Consider the following 16,780-nt stretch of genomic DNA (forward strand, 5'->3'; position numbering starts at 1 on the left):
CCCCCGCTCATCGATCGGTGATTCACCGGATGTTCGGGTTCGCGCTCTAGCTTCGGTAGTGGAGAGCGCGAATGGATCGATTGACGAGTCTGGGAGCCCTGCTGTCGGCGACGGCGCACGAGCGGCGCAGGCAGGTTCCGGTGCGGATCCTGCTGGCCCTGCTGGTGGCGTGGGCGCTGTACAGCGCCGGGCAGGGCGCGTGGATCGGGGCCTGGCTGGCCGCGGTCGCGGCGATCCAGGGCTTCGAGATCGTGGCCATGTTCCGCTTCCGCAGGGCGGACGCCCGCCCCGGCGCGGCCGATGTCGTTCTGGCCCTGACCTCGACGATGGCGATGGCGGCGCTGTTCGCCGGGACGTCGGTGGCGATCTGGGCGATCGACGGGCGCGGGCTGGAAGGCTTCGCCATGCTGATCATCGCCGGCGGGCTGCTGACCAATGTGGCCTCGGGCATCGAGGCACGGTCGATCTTCTATGTGGGTGCCGCCCCCTATCTGGTCGCCCTGGTGGCGATGCCGCTGATGGCGATGGCCGGATCGACGTCGGGGGATCCGGTCCTGACCAGTCTGGGGTCGATCCTGTTCATCGGGGCCATCGTCAACGTCTATGGCCGGGTGCACGCGGCCCGGGTCGCCGAGCTCGGCGCCCTGACCGAGGCCGAGATGCGGGTCGAGCAGGCACAGGGCGCGATGGCCGACCGGGCGGCGATGGCGGCCATCATCAGCCACGAACTGCGCACCCCCGTCAGCGCCATCCTGGCCGGGGCCCAGGTCATCCGCGATGATGCGGCACCCGCGCAGCGTCAGGAGACGGCGGAGCTGATCGTCGACGCCAGCGCCCTGATGACGCGGATGTTGAACGACCTGCTGGACCATTCGAAGATGGAGGCCGGGGCGATGTCGCTGGAGAGCCGCGATTTCGACCTGTCGCGGATGATCGGCGACACCGAGCGGTTCTGGCGGGCGCAGGTCGCCGAGAAGGGGCTGGTCCTGAAGGCCACCGTGCTGGAGCCCGGTCAGTGGCTGCGCGGCGATCCGTATCGCCTGCGCCAGATCCTGAACAATCTGATGTCCAATGCGATCAAGTTCACGGCGCAGGGCGAGGTCTCGGTCGAGGTCGCGGTGACGCCGGTCGGGGCCGGCGAGCGCGCGGTCACGATCACCGTCCGCGACGAGGGCGCGGGGATCGCGCCCGAGGCCATGGACCGGCTGTTCACCCCGTTCGCGCAGGGATCGTCGGAGGTCGCGCGCACCTATGGCGGCACCGGGCTGGGCCTGAAGGTCAGCCGGGATCTGGCGCGGCTGATGGGCGGCGACCTGACCGTCGACAGCGCCCCGGGGCAGGGCGCGGCCTTCACCCTGTCGGTGCGTCTGGCGGCCGGCGCGCCGGTGACCGAGGCCGAGGCGACGGCGACGACCGCGCTGGACCTGCGGCCGTCGCTGCGGATTCTCGCGGTCGACGACCACGAGATCAACCGGCGCACCCTGGCGCTGGTGCTGCAGCCGCTGGGCGTGGACCTGTCCACGGCGTCGGACGGGATGCTGGCGCTGGACCTGCTGGCGCGTCAGGCGTTCGACGTGGTGCTGATGGACGTCAACATGCCGGGCATCGACGGCAACGAGACGACGCGGCGGCTGCGGGCCTCGGGCGGTCCGAACGCCGACATCCCCGTGATCGGCTTCAGCGCCGGCACCGAGGCGGCCCAGATCGCGGCCTGTCGCGCGGCGGGGATGACGGACTGGCTGGCCAAGCCGCTGGAGCCGCACAGACTGTATGACGCGCTGCATCGGGCGACGGCGCCGGAGACGGAGCGGGCGGCGGCCTAGCGGGTGGTAGAGGCACCGTCCGCACGGTCGGTGTCCGGCCCGCAGCGTCGAGTTGTCCGCGCCGGTGCGACACACATCGCCGGACGGTCGAAGTGTCCTGAGGCCAAACCGGGGGACGCGCGTTGGGCACGGGCGCGCCGGCCGTCGGCGGATGGCAGTGGGGATGAATGATGCGCGGTCTGGACCTGAGTTCCTGGCAGTCGGCCCTGACGACGGTGATCGGTCTGGCGCTGTTCGCCCTGATCGGGGTGGGCATCCGGCTGGTGACCATGATGACGTTCCAGCAGCGGCAGCAGCGCGCCAACCGGCAGATCAACGAGCGGCTGAAGACCCTGATGGCGGCCTACAAGGTGCTGGGCGGGTCGTTCACCGGCAATCTGGCGGTCGATCCCCGGCACATGCGCGATCTGAGGGCGGCGGGGATGGCGGGCGCGGGCGGCGCGGCTGTACCGCCGGTGGACGGCAGCGAAGGCTCGGACCGGGCCCGGCGCATCCGCGATGCCGTGGAGGCGGCGCTGTCCGACATCATCCTGCTGGGCACCGACGAACAGGTGCGGCTGGCGCAGGCGGCGGCGGTCGAGCTGGTCGAGGGGCGGCCGGTGCACACCGACGCCCTGGTCGTGTCGCTGCGGGACTTCATCCGAAAGGCGCTGGATCTGGAGCCGATCCCGGCCGGTCTGGCCATTCCCCGTCAGGGGCCGACGCGGCCGTCGGGTGCGGGCGGGCGGGGCGGCGGCGGCGAGGGTCGGGGCGGTGGCGGTGGCGGTGGCAACGGCGGGGGTGGCGGCGGCATGGGTGGCGGCATGGGCGGAGGCGGCATGGGCGGCATTGGGGCCTCGGGCGACGAGGCGGAGGCCGGTCCGGGGCCTTCCCGCCCCTGAGGCCTGTCAGGCGGCCTAGCGTCCCGCCGTGGTGTCCACGTGGGCGACGACGGACATGCCGGGGGCCAGCCGGTCGAGGCCGGACTGGTCCGGGTCCAGGGCGATCCGGACCGGCACGCGCTGGGCGACCTTGGTGAAGTTACCGGTGGCGTTGTCCGGGCGGATGACGCTGAACTCCGAGCCGGTGGCGGGGGCGATGCGCTCGACGCGGCCGGTCAGGGTCCGTCCGCCCAGGGCGTCGACCGACAGGGTCGCCGGCTGGCCGGGGCGGATGTCGGTCAGCTGGTTTTCCTTGAAGTTGGCGGTGACCCAGATGCGGTCCGGGACCAGGGCCGCGAGCTGGGTGCCGACAGCGACCTGCTGGCCCTGACGCACGCTGATCTCGCCCAGACGGCCGTCGCGGGGCGCGGTGATGCGGGTGTTGGCCAGATCGATCTCGGCCAGGTGGACGGCGGCGCGGGCGCTTTCGACCTGGGCCTCGAGCGCGCCGCGACCGATGACGGCGGTGGTGACGCCGGTCTCGGCGATGCCCTGCTGGGCCCGCGCGGCGGCCAGCTGGGCCTCCGAGGCGCGCAGGGCGGTGCGGGCGACGTCGACCTGGGCCTGGGCGACCCAGCCGCCCTGGAACAGGGTCCGGGCGCGGTTGAAGTCGGCCTGGGCCTTGGTCACGCTGGCCTGGGCCCCGGCGATGGAGGCCTCGGTCTGGGCGACCGAGCCGCGGGCCGAGGTCTGGGTCTGGGCCGAATTGGCCAGCTGGGCCTCGGCGGCATGCAGCGCGGCGCGGGCCTGTTCCAGCCGCTGGAGGTAGATGCGGTCGTCGATGGTGGCGATCAGGTCGCCCTGTTTCACGTCCTGGAAGTCCTGAACGTTCACGGCGGTGACATAGCCGGTGACCTGGGGCGCGACGACGGTGACCTGACCCCGGACATAGGCGTTGTCGGTGTTCTGCACGCCCGATGTGAAGGGCGGCAGTTTCCACGCCCACAGGATCAGGACGCCGACGATCAGGGCGGCGAGCCCCAGGAGGACGGTGAAGAGGACGCGCTTCTTCGGCGGCGTCGCGGGCGCGGCGGCCGGAGCGGGAGCGGGGGCGGGGGCGGCAGGGGTCGGGGCGGTGGTGTCGGTCATGGCGGTTCTTCGGGGGCTATTCGACGGCGGCGACGGCCGAGGCGGCGTCGGCGGTTTCGGGGGGACGGGCGGCGCGGCGGGCGGCCCGCTCGCTGCGGACATGGTTGAAGGTGAACCAAACGCAGCCGACGGCGGCGAAGCCGGCCATCAGGAGGAAGACGTCGTTGTAGGCGAGGACGTGGGCCTGCTGGGTGATCTGCTGCTGCAGCAGGACCTGGCCCTCGGCGGTGCGCAGGGCCGGATCGGTCAGCACGCGGCCATAGGCGCCGGACAGCTGCTGCAGGCGCTGGACCACCAGCGGGTCGCCCAAGGTGATCGATTCCGACAGCTGGCTGGCATGGTATTTCTCGCGCACCGTTTCCAGCGTGCCGACAAGGGCCGAGCCGATCAGGCCGCCGAGGTTCTGGCCGATGCCGAAGATGACGATGAAGCTGACGAGGTTCTGGGCCCCCTTCTGCAGGACCTGGACGATGCCCTGCATCAGGGCCGGGCCGATGAAGAAGGCGGCGGCGAAGGCCAGCATGGCCTGGCTGACATAAAGCTGGGCCGGGCGGGTCAGGACCGTGGCGTGGGCGTCGAGGAAGGCCCCGACCGCGATCAGGCCCAGCGCGATGGCGATCGGCTTGTTCAGCTTGGCGACGTTGAGGGTGAAGGCGCTGATCAGGGTCCCGGCGGCGGTCGCGATCAGGATGATGGCGAACAGGCCGTGCAGCTGGTCCGGGCCGACGCCCAGCTGGGTCATCAGGCCCACGGCGCCGGCGGTCTGTTCCGACAGCACGATGCGCAGGCCGACGATGGCGAGGGCCAGGCGGATGATGTCCGGGCCGGCCATCCACTTCAGATTGATAAGCGGCGTGTCGCGACTGTACTCGAGAATCAGGGCCGCGGTGAGCAGCACGATCGCGCCCACGAGTGCCCAGCCGATCCACGCGGCCTCGGTCCACCAGACGAGGCGGCCCAGACCCAGGACGGCGCACAGCAGGGCGATCCCGGGCGCGAACAGGGCGAAGGTGACGAAGTCGAGCCGGTCGAAGACCTTGAGCTTTTCCGACGGCGGCAGACGCAGGGCGAAGACCGCTGCCAGCGACAGCAGGCTGAGGCCCAGTTCGAAGGCATGGAAGCCGCGCCATTCGCTGATCTCGACCAGCTGGCCGGAGAACAGGCGCACGGCCGGGATGGCCAGGGCGGACGCGCCGATGCCGATGACCAGCCCCTTCAGCCGGTGGGCGGCGGGGAAGGCTTGGATCAGATAGAGGATGCCGAGCGAGGACAGGGCGGCCGAGGCCATGCCGGCGAAGCCGCGCACGATCAGGGTCGAGGTGTAGGTCTCGAAGAAGAAGCCGAAGACGCCGATCACGACGTAGGCGATCAGGAAGATTTGGGCGAAGAGGCGAAGCCCGTACTGCTGGCGGAACTTGATCAGCAGCAGGTTCATGCAGGCGTTGGTCATCACGAAGACGACGGGCAGCCAGGCGGCCTCGACGATCGAGACGCCGAGCGCGCCGGCGAGCTGCTGGGTATTGGCGCTGATCATGGCCGAGCCGATGCCGCCGGTGGCGGTGACCAGAAGGCCGATGGCGGCATAGGCCAGCCGGTAGCGCAGGGTGTGGTCGGGGGTGGCCGGGGAGCCGGGCAGCATGGGCCGCTCGTGCGGCTTCAGCGTCTCGACGTACTGATCCCAGGGCAGGGTGAAGTTCTGGCGGCTCACGGTCGGGCTCGGACAGCGTCGATGACAAGCTTGAGCGTTCGGCCGGCGATCGCGTTCCGCTCGGCCGGGGCGGCGTTGTGGAGAGCTGAGCCCAGCATGGCGGACAGGATGCGGATGTCGGCGGAGCCGATGTCGGGGCGGACGACGCCCGCCGCCTGGGAGACCGTCAGCGACGGCATGGCGGCCTTCAGCAGGGCGGCGCGGAGCGGATCGAGCAGGTCGGGCGAGGGCGCGGCCCGGACCACGCCACCCAGGGCAGCGTTGCGTTCCAGCGTCGCCGACAGGGCCGACAGGAAATCGAGGAAGGCCTCGGGGCCGTCCGGTGCGGCGAAGCGGTCGCCCAGGGCGTCGACCTCGGCCATCAGGACGGCCAGAGCGATCTCCGTGCGGCTGGCGAAGTTGCGATACAGGGTCGCCCGGCCGACGCCGGCGCGTTCGGCGATCCGGTCCAGCGGCGTCTCGATGCCCTCCTCGGCGAAGACGTCGGCGGCCGCGCGCAGCAGGGCGGCGCGGCGGTCGGCGGCATCTTTTCGCAAGGGGCGGGTCATGGTCGGCAACAAATGGACACGCGTGTCCACTTTTTCAAGGGGGCCGCAGAACGAAATCCGCCGGCGGTGACGGGGCTTGACCCCGGGCCCGAACAGGCCCCTGTCGCGCGCATTGCGACCGAGACCGTTTTCATCGTGCAGGCCTATGTCCAGGGGCGGGGCAGCGGGCTGAAGGCCGAGCCGCAGGTCGGCTGCAAGGATGCCGAGGAAGCGCGGCGCAAGGCCGAACGACTGGCCCCGTTGCGCCTGGGCGTAGTGGCGTTCTCGGTCTCGGCCGATACAGAGATGGGCGATTACGACGAGAGCCCGACGATCATCTTCCGCGCGGGGCGGTTGCCGGAGATGTTCGACGCCTGACGCCCGATGCCGCCGGGTCTTGCGGCCTTGCCAGCGTCGATCCGCTGACGGAGTATCCCCGCCTGTTTGTGGGGGTTGAAGATGGTCCTGGGTCTGGGTCGCCGGATGGCGCTGTTGCTCGCATCGAGCGCACTGGTCTCGGGAGGGCTGGCCGGCGAGGCCGCCGCCCAATCCCAGATTCTGCAGCAACCCGCGATCAGCGCCGACCAGGTGGCCTTTGTCTATGGCGGCGACCTGTGGACGGTGGCGCGCAGCGGCGGGCGGGCCGCGCGTCTGACCATCGGCGTGGGGATCGAGAGCGCGCCGATCTTCTCGCCGGACGGGCGCAGCATCGCCTTCACCGGCGAGTATGACGGCAATATCGACGTCTATACGGTGCCGGCCACGGGCGGCCAGCCGAGGCGGATCACCTGGCATCCCGGCAACGACGCGGCCGTGGGATGGTCGCCGGACGGCAGCCGGGTCCTGTTCCGGTCGAACCGGTCGGCGGCCAGCCGCTACACCCAGCTTTTCTCGGTCTCCGCCGAAGGCGGCGCGCCGGACGTCATGCCTTTGCCCTATGCCCATTCGGGCCAGATGTCGCCGGACGGGCGGGCCGTCGCCTACAGCCCCTTCGCCCCGGCGTTCGGCTTCGAGTTCGGCAACTATACGGCCTGGGGCAACTATCGCGGCGGGCGGGCGTCCACGATCAAGGTGACGACGCTGGACGGGCTGGCCACCGTGGAGGTGCCGCAGGCCGAGGGCAGCAACGACCTGTCGCCAGTCTGGATGGGCGGGAAGATTTATTTCCTGTCGGACCGCGACGGACCGATTTCGATCTACAGCTACGATCCCGCCACCCGGGCCGTGGCACCGGTGTGGGCCAATGACGGGTCGCCGATCCGGTCGCTGTCGACGGACGGGCGGACCCTGATCTTCGACCGGCTGGGGGCGCTGTCGACGCTGGTTCCGGGGGGGCAGCCCCAAGCCCTCAGCGTCGATGTGGCGGGCGACATGCCCGAGGCCCGGGCGCGCATCGTCAATGTCGCCGACCAGGTGCAGACGGTCAGCCTGTCGCCCTCGGCGGCACGGGTGGCGGTGGAGGCGCGGGGCGAGATCCTGACGGCCCCGGTCACGCGCGGATCGGTGCGCAATCTGACCAATACGCCCGGCGTGATGGAGCGTAGCCCGGCCTGGAGCCCCGACGGCCAGAGCGTGGCCTATTTCTCGGACGAGTCCGGCCTGTATGCCCTGCACGTCGCGCCGCAGAACGGCGAGGGCGCGGTGCGCAAATTCCCGCTGGCGGCCGAGCCGACCTATTACGCCAATCCGGTCTGGTCGCCGGACTCGAAGAAGATCGCGTTCTCGGACAACCATCTGCGCAACTGGGTGCTAGACACCACGACCGGGCGCCTCAGCGAGGTCGGTACGGCCCAGACGCACGGCGGCTTCACCGTGCAGTCGACCGACATGGCCTGGTCGCCGGATTCGAAATTTCTGGTCTATTCGCGCAACGGGGCCAACCGGCTGACGGTGCTGAACCTGTATTCGGTGGCCGACGGGTCCTCGACGGCCCTGACCTCGAACCTGGGCGACGCGCGCGACCCGGCCTTCGATGCCGGCGGCGACTACCTGTACTACGTCGCCAGCAACAACGCGGGCGGCCAGACCTACGGGCTGGACATGACCAGCAACCTCTTCACGCCGACCCATTCGATCTATGCCGTCGCGCTGAGCGCCGGCGTCGCCTCGCCGGTCGCGCCGCAGAGCGATGAGGAAGAGGTCGAGTCCGGCGATCAGACGACGGGCGACGACGACATGCCGGGGGCCCGCACGGCGGCCCGGGCCATCGACATCGGCGGGATGACGCCCGACCAGATCCAGCGGCGCACGGTCGCCCTGCCGGTGCCGGTCCGGGCCTATTCCGAGCTGACGGCGGGCAAGACGGGCGTCATCTTCTTCATGGAACAGACCAGTCCGGCGGGGGCCACGGGCCCGGCCGACATGACGCTGAACCGGTTCACCCTGAAGGACCGCAAGGTCGAGGTGCTGGCCCAGCGGGTGGTTCGTTTCGAGCTGTCGGCCGACGGGGAGAAGATGCTGATCTCGACCCGCTCCGGTGGGGGCGAGGCCGCGCCGGGCACGCCGCCGCGTCCGCCGTCGTATGCGGTGGTGCCCGCCAATGCCCCGGTTAAGGCGGGCGAGGGCGGGGTCTCGTTCGACCAGCTGGACGTCCGCAGCGACCCGCGCGCCGAGTGGGCCCAGATGTACCGCGAGCTGTTCCGCATGCAGCGGGCCTATTTCTACGACCCGAACTTCCACGGATCGGACCTGACCGCCGTCCAGGCGCGGCTGCAGCCCTATGCCGACTCCATCCTGTCGCGGACCGACCTGAACTATGTGTTCCATGAGGCCCTGACCGGGATGTCGGTCGGGCACCTGAGGGGCTCGGGCGGGACGATCCCGTCGGCGCGGCGCGTGCCGGGCGGGCTGCTGGGGGCCGACTATGCGATCCAGGGCGGACGCTGGTGCATCACCAAGATCTATGGCCCGACGGCCTTCTCGCCCGACGTGACCGGGCCGCTGGCCCAGCCGGGGGTGGACGCGAGGGTCGGGGACTGCGTCCTGTCGGTCGACGACCGCGCGGTCAGCGCCGACATGGACATCCAGTCCGCGCTGGAGGGCACGGCGGGCCGGATGGTGACGTTGAGGCTGGGAGCATCCTCGGGCGCCAACGGGCGCGACGTGACGGTGCAGCCGGTCGCGAGCGAGACGCGCTTGCGCTACCTCGACTGGATCGAGGGCAACCGCCAGCGGGTCGATCGGCTGTCGGGTGGGCGGCTGGCCTATGTGCATCTGCCCGACACGGGGCAGGGCGGGTTCACCAGCTTCAACCGCTACTATTTCGCCCAGAGCGACCGCGAGGGCGCGGTCATCGACGAGCGGTTCAACGGCGGCGGCCAAATGGCCGACTATATCATCGAGGTGCTGGGGCGAGGGCTGCAGAGCTGGTGGGCGCCGCGTTACGGCTCCATCGACCGGACGCCCGCCCACGCCATCCTGGGGCCCAAGGTGATGATCGCCAACGAGGTCGCGGGCTCGGGCGGCGACGCCCTGCCGTGGATGTTCAAGCGCGAACAGCTGGGCACCCTGGTCGGCAAGCGAACCTGGGGCGGTCTGGTCGGGATCGGCGGCATGCCGCCCCTGATGGACGGCGGTCAGGTGACCTCGCCCAACGTCGGCTTCTTCAACCCGGAAGGCGAATGGGAGGTCGAGAACGCCGGCGTGGCACCGGACGTGATGGTCGATCAGGACCCGCGCGCCGTGGCCGACGGGGCCGACCCGCAGCTGGACGCGGCCGTGGCCATCGCCCTGCAGGCCCTCGAGGCCGCGCCGCCGGTCGAGCCGCGGTTGCCGCCCTATCCGGTGTATCCGCAGCGGTAGCCCTGGGTCCCCGAGGCAGATGACGCGAGATCGGTAACGGCATGGACGTTTCGGGCGAGCTGGTGGTCGGCGAAAGCGAGGCCGCGATGGTCTATGCCAAGGCTCGCCGGGGCATGTCCCCACGTCAGATGAAACTGGCGCTGGTCGTTTGCATGCTGCTCGTCGCCATCCCCGTCGGACGATGGATTTCGGGATCGTGGCTGTCGGCGATCGTGACGGCCGAGTTCGCCGTCGTCGGACTCGTTGTTGGCCTCGTTCTAGCACGTGCCCTGGCCGGACCGGCCATGCGCAAGGCGCTCGCTGCGCGGGGACAAGGACACGTCATCGACGTCACGTTTCGGCTGACGCAGGACGCTCTGGTCTATGATCTCGGCGACGTGACGATGACGGCGCGCTGGGCGTGCGTCACGGACCTGTTTCGAACCCGAAAGCACTGGGTGTTTCTGGTGCAGAGCAGCGCCATTGTCCTTCCGCGGCGGTTCTTTTCCACGCCCGAAGTCGAACGCACCTTTATTGCCAACGCGATGTCGCGAATGACGGAGCCGGCGCGGGCGAGAAGTCGCGACGCCCTGGCACCGTAAGTCCCGCGCGGCGGCGGCGCGGCTAACCGCTCCAAAGCATCAGCATCGGCGCGCCGCGCATCCACATTCCAGAGCTCGGGTATCCGTGATAGCCAAGCCCTGAACGAAAGGATGATGACGATGCGGAAGCGGATTCTGGGCGTGGTTGCCATGCTGGGATTGGCCATTGCGGTCGGGGCTCAGGCGCAGACGGGAGCGGACGCGGTCGATCCGGCGGAGGCGGCGACCAAGGTCATAATCGATCGCTTCGATGCCGCGATCCGCGCGTGCGGTCTCACGCCCCCCTTCGTACCGGGCGTGGCCATGGTGTCCAGTTCGACCCTGGTGTCCTACGATACGGAGCGCCATCTGGTCCAGCAGTCCAGCTGGGCCGACATGCCGCCGGAGATCCAGGGGCTGGTCGCGGCCTGGGCCGAGGCGGGCACGCTGGGCCTGTCGCCCGAGGGTCAGTTCGGCGAGATCTTCAACAGTCTGCTCGTGCCGCATGAACTGGGTCACTACGTCGCCCAGCTGGATGGCCGGCTGGAACGCGAGGACTCCTGGACCAACGAGATTCTGGCCAACCGGATCGCGATCGCCTTCTGGTCGCTGGAGCCCGAAGGCAAGGCGGCGATCGCCGACCGGGTGGCCAACTTCACCGGGTTCCTGAATGCCCTGCCCGATCCCGTGCCGGCGGGCCAGGACCCCCATACCTATTTCGAGTCCAACTATGCCGCGCTCGGGGCCGATCCCGCCGCCTACGGCTGGTATCAGGGCGCGTTCATGACCACGGCCTGGAACCTGCGGGACGAGGACACCTTCTGCGGCCTGGTCAATCCCGCCTAGGCTCACCCCGCCCCGGTCAGGTCTGACCAGCGCCACCGGCCGGTGCCCAGCGCCAGGCGCGGGCCGCCGTCGCCGAGCGTCAGCAGGACCAGGCCGGTGACGGTCTGGCGGCGGCAGGCGGCGGGGGCGAAGGCGATCTCCAGCGCGATGGCCTGACGGACGCCCGCGAGGCCCCGGCCCGCCTCGCCCGGCGTCTGGACCCAGTCGCCGTTCCAGACCAGCAGGGCACGGGCGCCCGACGGCAGGGTGGCCTGGGCGCGGGTGGCGGCGGCGACGACGTCGGCGTCCTCGCGGATGGCGTCCTGGATGCGCCGGATCATGTCGCATTGCCCGCCCGAGCCGTCGCCGGACCCCGAGCCCGAGCCGGTGCCCGATCCGGAGCCGGACGCATCGCCCGAACCGGACCCGGCCACAGCCGCGCCGACCAGCTGTCCCGCCGTCAGGCCGACCGCCCTGGAGGCCGGGGGGGCGGGGGTCACGGACGCGACCAGCCGCTCGACCTGCGGCGGCGGCGGGGTGCGGGGCGGTCGCGGTCGGGGGAGTGGCGGGGTCGGTCGGGGCGGCGTCGGCGTCGGGGCCGGATCGACGGTGGCCGCCGCCGGTTCCGAGAGCGATCCAGGGTCGGGCTCCGGCGCCGGTTCGGGCGGGATCACGGGGCGCGGCGGCGGCTCGAGGGTGATCTGGACCACGTTCGCGGGGGCGGGGTCTGAAAAAATCAGCGGGGCGGGTCGGGTCGCCAGCAGCACCAGAAGCAGGGCCAGATGGGCCAGGGCGCTGACGATCGCGCCGGTCGCCCAGGCGCGGTCGCGACGCCGTCGGCGGGACGGGACGGAGGGCGCGTTCTCCGGATTCGGCGTTTGATTTTCGGCACCTGACGGCAAGGCGGGGCACGCGGAGGCGACGCAGGACGCGCCGGGGGAGCCGCCTGCAGACCACCCGGACGCGTCAGGACGATGGCACGCCGGGGGTCGTGTCAGGGCGCGCCGCTTACGGCCAAGCTGCCGGAATCATGCCCCATGCGGGCCATGCGATGGCCCAGCCGTTGCGTCCAATCAGCCTCGCGCGACGTTCGGGACTGGCGCCCCGGCCCCCTCAGGAGACTTTCCTTGCAAACCCTTTCCGTATCCTCGACCCCCCGGCTGGCCCTTCGCGCCCGGCCCGTCCTGATGACCGGCGTCGTCCTGTCGCTGGGACTTCTGGCCAGCGGCTGCGCCACGCGCGGCTTCGTGCGCGACCAGGTCGCGGTGGTGGACGGACGCGTCGACGCGACCGACCAGCGCGTGGCCCAGGTCGAGGGCACGGCCGGTCAGGCGCTGGAGCGCGCCAACGCCGCCCAGGTCCTGGCCGAAGGCAAGTTCATGTACGAGGTCGTCCTGTCGGATGACTCGGTGAAGTTCCCGTCGGACCGCGACGCCCTGTCGCCCGAGGCCGAGCAGCGCCTGGCCGAACTGGCCCAGCGGCTGAAGGCCGAGAACAAGAACGTCTATCTGGAGATCCAGGGCCACACCGATGCGGCGGGTCCGGAATCCTATAACGACGCCCTGGGCGAGGCCCGGGCCGAGGCCGTGCGTCGCTCGCTGAGCCGTCAGGGCATCGCGCTGAACCGGATGGCGACCATCTCCTATGGCGAGGAGGCCCCCGTGGCTGACAACGCAACGCCCGAAGGCCGCGCCCAGAACCGGCGCGTGGCGATCGTGGTCCTGAGCTGATCCCGGCCACATTACCACCTCGTAACTTTGAGACGGCGGCGCGACCGGCCTAGGGTCGCGCCGTCCGTTTTGATCGAGGTCGTCATGCTGCGTTCGCTGCTTCTGGGTTCGTCTTTCGCCGTGCTTCTGGCCGCCGCGCCGATGGCGGCCTCCGCCCAGAACAGTCCGGACATCGCCCCGCCGCCGCTGGAGTTCACGCACCGCGAACTGGCCAACGGGCTGGACGTCTATGCGATGCCGGACGCGACGGCCGGTACCGTCACCGTGACCCTGTGGTACGATGTCGGCGGCAAGGACGATCCGCAAGGCCGCAGCGGCTTCGCCCACCTGTTCGAACACATCCTCAGCCGCAAGACGATCAACCTGCCCTACGGCCAGATCTCGACCATCGTCGAGAACGCGGGCGGGTCGCGCAACGCTTCCACCGGCCAGGACTTCACCAACTACTACGAGACCGTGCCGCCCCAGTATCTGGAGACGATGCTGTGGACCCACGCCGAGCGCATGGCGCGCCCCGTCGTCGACGAGGCGGTGTTCAACGCCGAGCGCGACATCGTCAAGGAGGAGCTGCGCCAGCGGGTCTATGCGCCCCCTTATGGCCGCCTGGGCGTCTTCGTCATCGGCGACAACTCCTATGACCAGTCGATCTATCGCCGGGCGGTGATCGGCTCGATCGAAGAGCTGGACTCGGCCGGGATCGAGGACGCGCGGGCCTTCCACGAGGCCTACTACCGGCCGTCCACCGCGACGATGATTGTGTCGGGCAATTTCGATCCGGCGCAGCTGGACCGCTGGGTCGATCAGTATTTCGCGGGCATCGAGAACCCGGAGCGGCCGCTGCCGGTGCTGGAGCGGCCGGTTTCGGCCCCGCGCACAGAGCCGCGTCTGGTCACCGCCTATGCCCCCAATGTGCCGCTGCCGGCCATCGCCGCCATCTTCCCCGGACCGGACGCGTCCAGCGACGACAACGCCGCCCTCGACGTGATGGGGGCCATCCTGTCGCGCGGGCAGAGCAGCCGGCTGTACCGGTCGCTGGTCTATGACAAGCAGGTCGCGGCCAACGCCTTCATGGGATCGAACGTCGAGGAAGAGGCCGGGGTCGTGACCGCCCAGGTCACCGTCGCCGCCGGCAAGACCGTGGAGGAGGCCGAGGCCGCCCTGAACGCCGAGATCGCCCGCATCCGCGACGAGCCGGTGACGGCGGCGGAACTGGCCGAGGCCCAGACCGAACTGCTGGCCTCGGACCTGCGCCAGCGCGAGACGTCGTCTGGCCGCGCCTTCATGCTGGGTCAGGCCATCGTGGCCGAACACGATCCGCGCGCGCCGGACCAGGCTGTGGCGGCGATCCGCGCCGTGACGATCGCCGACGTGCAGCGCGTGGCGCAGAAATATCTGGACGAAAACGCACGGGTCTCCATCCGCTATCTGGACGACAGCCAGCGGCCCGAGGGCGTCTCCGAGGACAGCTGGAAGAACCCGGCCACCGTGCCGACCTATCTGAGCGTGCCGCCCGCCCTTCAGGCCCCGAACGAACTGCTGCCCGAGGGGCAGCGTCAGGCCCCGCCCGCCCCGGGCGAGGCTCGCCCCAAGGCGGCCCCGGAGATCGCCGAACGAACCCTGTCGAACGGCCTGCGGGTCATTGTGGCCCGGTCGACCGATCTGCCGATCATGAACGCCCAGCTGGTCATCGGCGGCGGCTCGAGCGCCGATCCGGCGGACCGGCCCGGCTTGGCCGACTTCACCGCCAGTCTGGCGTCACAGGGCGCGGGCGGCCGCTCGGCCACCGAGATGGCGCGGGCGCTGGAAGGCGCGGGCGCGAACCTGAACAGCGGGGCGGGCGCGGATTCCTCGACCCTGGCCGTCTCGGCCCCGATCGCCTCGGCCGCGGTGGTGGGCGACATCCTGTCGGACGTGGTGGAGAATCCGGACTTCGCGCCGGCCGAGCTGGAACGCTCGCGCACGCGCACGGTCAACGCCCTGACAGTGGCGCTGCGCCAGCCGGGTCCGCTGGCCAGCCAGGTGCTGACCCGGATCGCCTATGGCGCGGCCCCCTACGGGGCACCGGGAACGGGTACGCCCGCGTCGCTGCGCGCCCTGACCCGCGAGGAGATCGAGGGCTTCCACGATCGCTGGTGGCGGCCCGACAACGCCGCCCTGATCGTGACGGGCGGCATGACGGCGGAGGAAGGCTTTGCCTTCGCCGAACGGACCCTGGGGGACTGGGCCAGGCCTGCGGGCGCGGTGCCGACCGTGGCGAACCGGGCCGGATCCGCGACGGCGCCGCGCATCGTCGTCGTCGACCTGCCGGGTTCCGGACAGGCGGCCGTGGCGGCGGCGGTGCGCGGACCCAACCGGGCCGACCCGAGCTTCTATCCCCTCGCCGTGGCCAATGCCGTCATGGGCGGCGGACAGGGCGGCTATCTGTTCCAGGAAGTGCGCGCCAAGCGCGGCCTGAGCTACGGGGCCGCCTCGTCGCTGGGCGCGCGGTCCGAGGCCGGGCTGATCACGGCCGCGACCCAGACCAAGAACGAGAGCGCGCTGGAGGTGCTGGACCTTGTGCTGGCCCAGTTCGACCGCGTGCGGACCGAGGCCCCGACCGCAGCCCAGGTCACCGACCGCGAGACCTTCGCTGCCGGAAACTTCTCGCGTTCGATCGAGACCACAGGCGGCCTCGGCGGGGTGCTGGCGGAGGCCGTGACGGTCGGCCTGCCTCTGGACGAGGCCGCAGCCTATGCCGAGCGGGTCACGGCGACGACGCCGGAGACCATGGCGGCGGCGACCGGGCTGCTGAACAGCGACCAGGCCTATGTCGTCGTGGTCGGCGACAGCCGCATCTTCATCGACGCCATGCGGGCGGCGCACCCGGATCTGATGCTGATCCCGGCCGCCGATCTGGACCTGGGGAGCCCGACCCTGGGGCTGTGAGACGGTCTCCTCCCTGCGCAAGGCGCGGGGAGGTGGATCCGTAGCGAGGCGGAGGAGACGGAGGGGGTCTGCGTACGGCCAGAACCCCTCCGTCAGCTCGCGAAGGGCTCGCTGCCACCTCCCCATCGCTGCGCGACAGGGAGGAGACGATCAGGCCTGGCGGAAGGCCTTCACCGCGTCCACGGCCGAGCGCACCGAGGCCTCGATGCCGGCCCAGTCGGCGGCCTTGACGGCCGCGTCGGTGATCAGTTTGGAGCCCATGCCGGCGGCGACGATGCCCGCGCCGAACCATTTGGCGATGGAGGCCGCGTCGGGGTCGACGCCCCCGGTCGGCATGATCTTGGTCCAGGGCATGGGGCCCATGACGGCCTTGACGAAGTCCGGGCCGCCGACCGACGCGCCGGGGAACAGCTTGATGATGTCGCATCCCAGGGCGTGAGCTTCGGTGATGTCGCGCACCGAGCCGCAGCCGGGGAAGTAGGCGACCATGCGCCGGTTGCAGACCTGGGCGACCTCGGGGACGAGGGCCGGGCTGACCACGAAGCGGGCGGCGCGGTTCAGGAACATGGCGGCCGTGCCCGCATCCAGCACCGAGCCGATGCCCAGGATGATGTCCGGGTCGGTGCGGGCGATCTCCCGGGCGATGTCAGCGAACAGGTCGACGGCGAAGTCGCCCCGGTTGGTGAACTCGATCACGGGCGCGCCGCCCCGGGCGCAGGCGCGGATGACGTTCAGCGCGACGTCGGGGTCCGCATGGTAGAAGACCGGGCAGACGCCTTGGGCCTGGAGGGCGGTCAGGACGGAGAGGCGGTCGTGCGGCATGTCGGGCTCCGGAAAGGCTGAGCCGGAATCGTCCGGACGCGCCGTTCCGT

13 protein-coding genes are annotated in these 16,780 nt (G+C 70.8%); 8 read left to right on the forward strand and 5 right to left on the reverse strand.

Translation table 11 applies throughout. The features are described from left to right. Positions 1 to 71 precede the first annotated feature (71 nt). Both BRESU_RS04200 and BRESU_RS17630 read left to right on the forward strand, forming a co-directional pair. Complete coding sequence (locus tag BRESU_RS04200; protein WP_013268260.1) at positions 72 to 1,823, forward strand: ATP-binding protein; 1,752 nt, start codon at positions 72 to 74, stop codon at positions 1,821 to 1,823. Positions 1,824 to 1,990: 167 nt separating this feature from the next. Then, positions 1,991 to 2,704 carry a hypothetical protein gene (locus tag BRESU_RS17630; RefSeq protein WP_218915398.1) on the forward strand — a complete coding sequence of 238 codons (714 nt, stop codon included), beginning with the start codon at positions 1,991 to 1,993 and terminating at the stop codon, positions 2,702 to 2,704. Positions 2,705 to 2,719: 15 nt separating this feature from the next. Here BRESU_RS17630 and BRESU_RS04210 read toward each other — a convergent pair whose 3' ends face one another. Genes BRESU_RS04210 through BRESU_RS04220 form a run of 3 tightly spaced genes read right to left on the reverse strand, consistent with a single transcriptional unit; the run spans position 2,720 to position 6,076 of the window. Continuing rightward, entirely contained in the window at positions 2,720 to 3,832 is a 1,113-nt protein-coding gene (locus tag BRESU_RS04210) for an HlyD family secretion protein (RefSeq protein WP_013268262.1), read from the reverse strand. A 16-nt stretch (positions 3,833 to 3,848) separates the two neighbouring features. After that, positions 3,849 to 5,540, reverse strand: a complete 1,692-nt coding sequence (locus BRESU_RS04215; protein WP_013268263.1) for an MFS transporter — start codon at positions 5,538 to 5,540, stop codon at positions 3,849 to 3,851. Continuing rightward, positions 5,537 to 6,076, reverse strand: coding sequence for a TetR/AcrR family transcriptional regulator (locus tag BRESU_RS04220; protein WP_218915399.1), 540 nt, complete (start codon positions 6,074 to 6,076; stop codon positions 5,537 to 5,539). Before BRESU_RS04220 ends, BRESU_RS04215 begins: the two co-directional genes overlap by 4 nt. A 123-nt stretch (positions 6,077 to 6,199) precedes the next feature. On the opposite strand from BRESU_RS04220, the gene BRESU_RS04225 reads away from it, so the two are divergent. The 4 genes from BRESU_RS04225 (at position 6,200) to BRESU_RS04240 (ending at position 11,274) form a co-directional block, all read left to right on the forward strand. Continuing rightward, positions 6,200 to 6,445 (forward strand): hypothetical protein, encoded by a 246-nt coding sequence (locus BRESU_RS04225; protein ID WP_041762034.1) that lies wholly within the window; start codon positions 6,200 to 6,202, stop codon positions 6,443 to 6,445. Positions 6,446 to 6,526: 81 nt separating this feature from the next. Next, positions 6,527 to 9,868: a S41 family peptidase gene (locus BRESU_RS04230; RefSeq protein ID WP_013268266.1), complete on the forward strand. Its 3,342-nt coding sequence runs from the start codon at positions 6,527 to 6,529 to the stop codon at positions 9,866 to 9,868. 41 nt (positions 9,869 to 9,909) lie between these two features. Next, the gene (locus tag BRESU_RS04235) at positions 9,910 to 10,449 is read left to right on the forward strand and encodes a YcxB family protein (RefSeq protein ID WP_013268267.1); all 540 of its coding nucleotides are present in this window, start codon (positions 9,910 to 9,912) and stop codon (positions 10,447 to 10,449) included. A gap of 120 nt (positions 10,450 to 10,569) precedes the next feature. Continuing rightward, a complete protein-coding gene (locus BRESU_RS04240) occupies positions 10,570 to 11,274 on the forward strand; it encodes a hypothetical protein (RefSeq protein ID WP_013268268.1) in 705 nt (234 codons plus the stop codon). Between the two features lie 2 nt (positions 11,275 to 11,276). Here the strand turns inward: BRESU_RS04240 and BRESU_RS17510 are convergent, their stop codons facing one another. Continuing rightward, positions 11,277 to 12,155: a hypothetical protein gene (locus tag BRESU_RS17510; RefSeq protein ID WP_013268269.1), complete on the reverse strand. Its 879-nt coding sequence runs from the start codon at positions 12,153 to 12,155 to the stop codon at positions 11,277 to 11,279. Between the two features lie 285 nt (positions 12,156 to 12,440). On the opposite strand from BRESU_RS17510, the gene BRESU_RS04250 reads away from it, so the two are divergent. Next, a complete protein-coding gene (locus tag BRESU_RS04250) occupies positions 12,441 to 12,983 on the forward strand; it encodes an OmpA family protein (protein WP_041761277.1) in 543 nt (180 codons plus the stop codon). A gap of 84 nt (positions 12,984 to 13,067) precedes the next feature. Next, complete coding sequence (locus BRESU_RS04255; RefSeq protein ID WP_013268271.1) at positions 13,068 to 15,908, forward strand: M16 family metallopeptidase; 2,841 nt, start codon at positions 13,068 to 13,070, stop codon at positions 15,906 to 15,908. 150 nt (positions 15,909 to 16,058) lie between these two features. Here the strand turns inward: BRESU_RS04255 and BRESU_RS04260 are convergent, their stop codons facing one another. Further along, positions 16,059 to 16,730, reverse strand: a complete 672-nt coding sequence (locus BRESU_RS04260) for a bifunctional 4-hydroxy-2-oxoglutarate aldolase/2-dehydro-3-deoxy-phosphogluconate aldolase (protein WP_013268272.1) — start codon at positions 16,728 to 16,730, stop codon at positions 16,059 to 16,061. Positions 16,731 to 16,780: the final 50 nt, after the last annotated feature.

The sequence above is a fragment of the Brevundimonas subvibrioides ATCC 15264 genome, from assembly GCF_000144605.1.
GTDB lineage: Bacteria > Pseudomonadota > Alphaproteobacteria > Caulobacterales > Caulobacteraceae > Brevundimonas > Brevundimonas subvibrioides.

What these genes read in the sequence shown, in the direction of transcription:
- BRESU_RS04200 (WP_013268260.1), top strand. Translation starts at nt 72, where the DNA reads ATGGATCGATTGACGAGTCTGGGAGCCCTGCTGTCGGCGACGGCGCAC.
- BRESU_RS17630 (WP_218915398.1), top strand. Translation starts at nt 1,991, where the DNA reads ATGATGCGCGGTCTGGACCTGAGTTCCTGGCAGTCGGCCCTGACGACG.
- BRESU_RS04210 (WP_013268262.1), bottom strand. Translation starts at nt 3,832, where the DNA reads ATGACCGACACCACCGCCCCGACCCCTGCCGCCCCCGCCCCCGCTCCC.
- BRESU_RS04230 (WP_013268266.1), top strand. Translation starts at nt 6,527, where the DNA reads ATGGTCCTGGGTCTGGGTCGCCGGATGGCGCTGTTGCTCGCATCGAGC.
- BRESU_RS04235 (WP_013268267.1), top strand. Translation starts at nt 9,910, where the DNA reads ATGGACGTTTCGGGCGAGCTGGTGGTCGGCGAAAGCGAGGCCGCGATG.
- BRESU_RS04240 (WP_013268268.1), top strand. Translation starts at nt 10,570, where the DNA reads ATGCGGAAGCGGATTCTGGGCGTGGTTGCCATGCTGGGATTGGCCATT.
- BRESU_RS04250 (WP_041761277.1), top strand. Translation starts at nt 12,441, where the DNA reads ATGACCGGCGTCGTCCTGTCGCTGGGACTTCTGGCCAGCGGCTGCGCC.
- BRESU_RS04255 (WP_013268271.1), top strand. Translation starts at nt 13,068, where the DNA reads ATGCTGCGTTCGCTGCTTCTGGGTTCGTCTTTCGCCGTGCTTCTGGCC.
- BRESU_RS04260 (WP_013268272.1), bottom strand. Translation starts at nt 16,730, where the DNA reads ATGCCGCACGACCGCCTCTCCGTCCTGACCGCCCTCCAGGCCCAAGGC.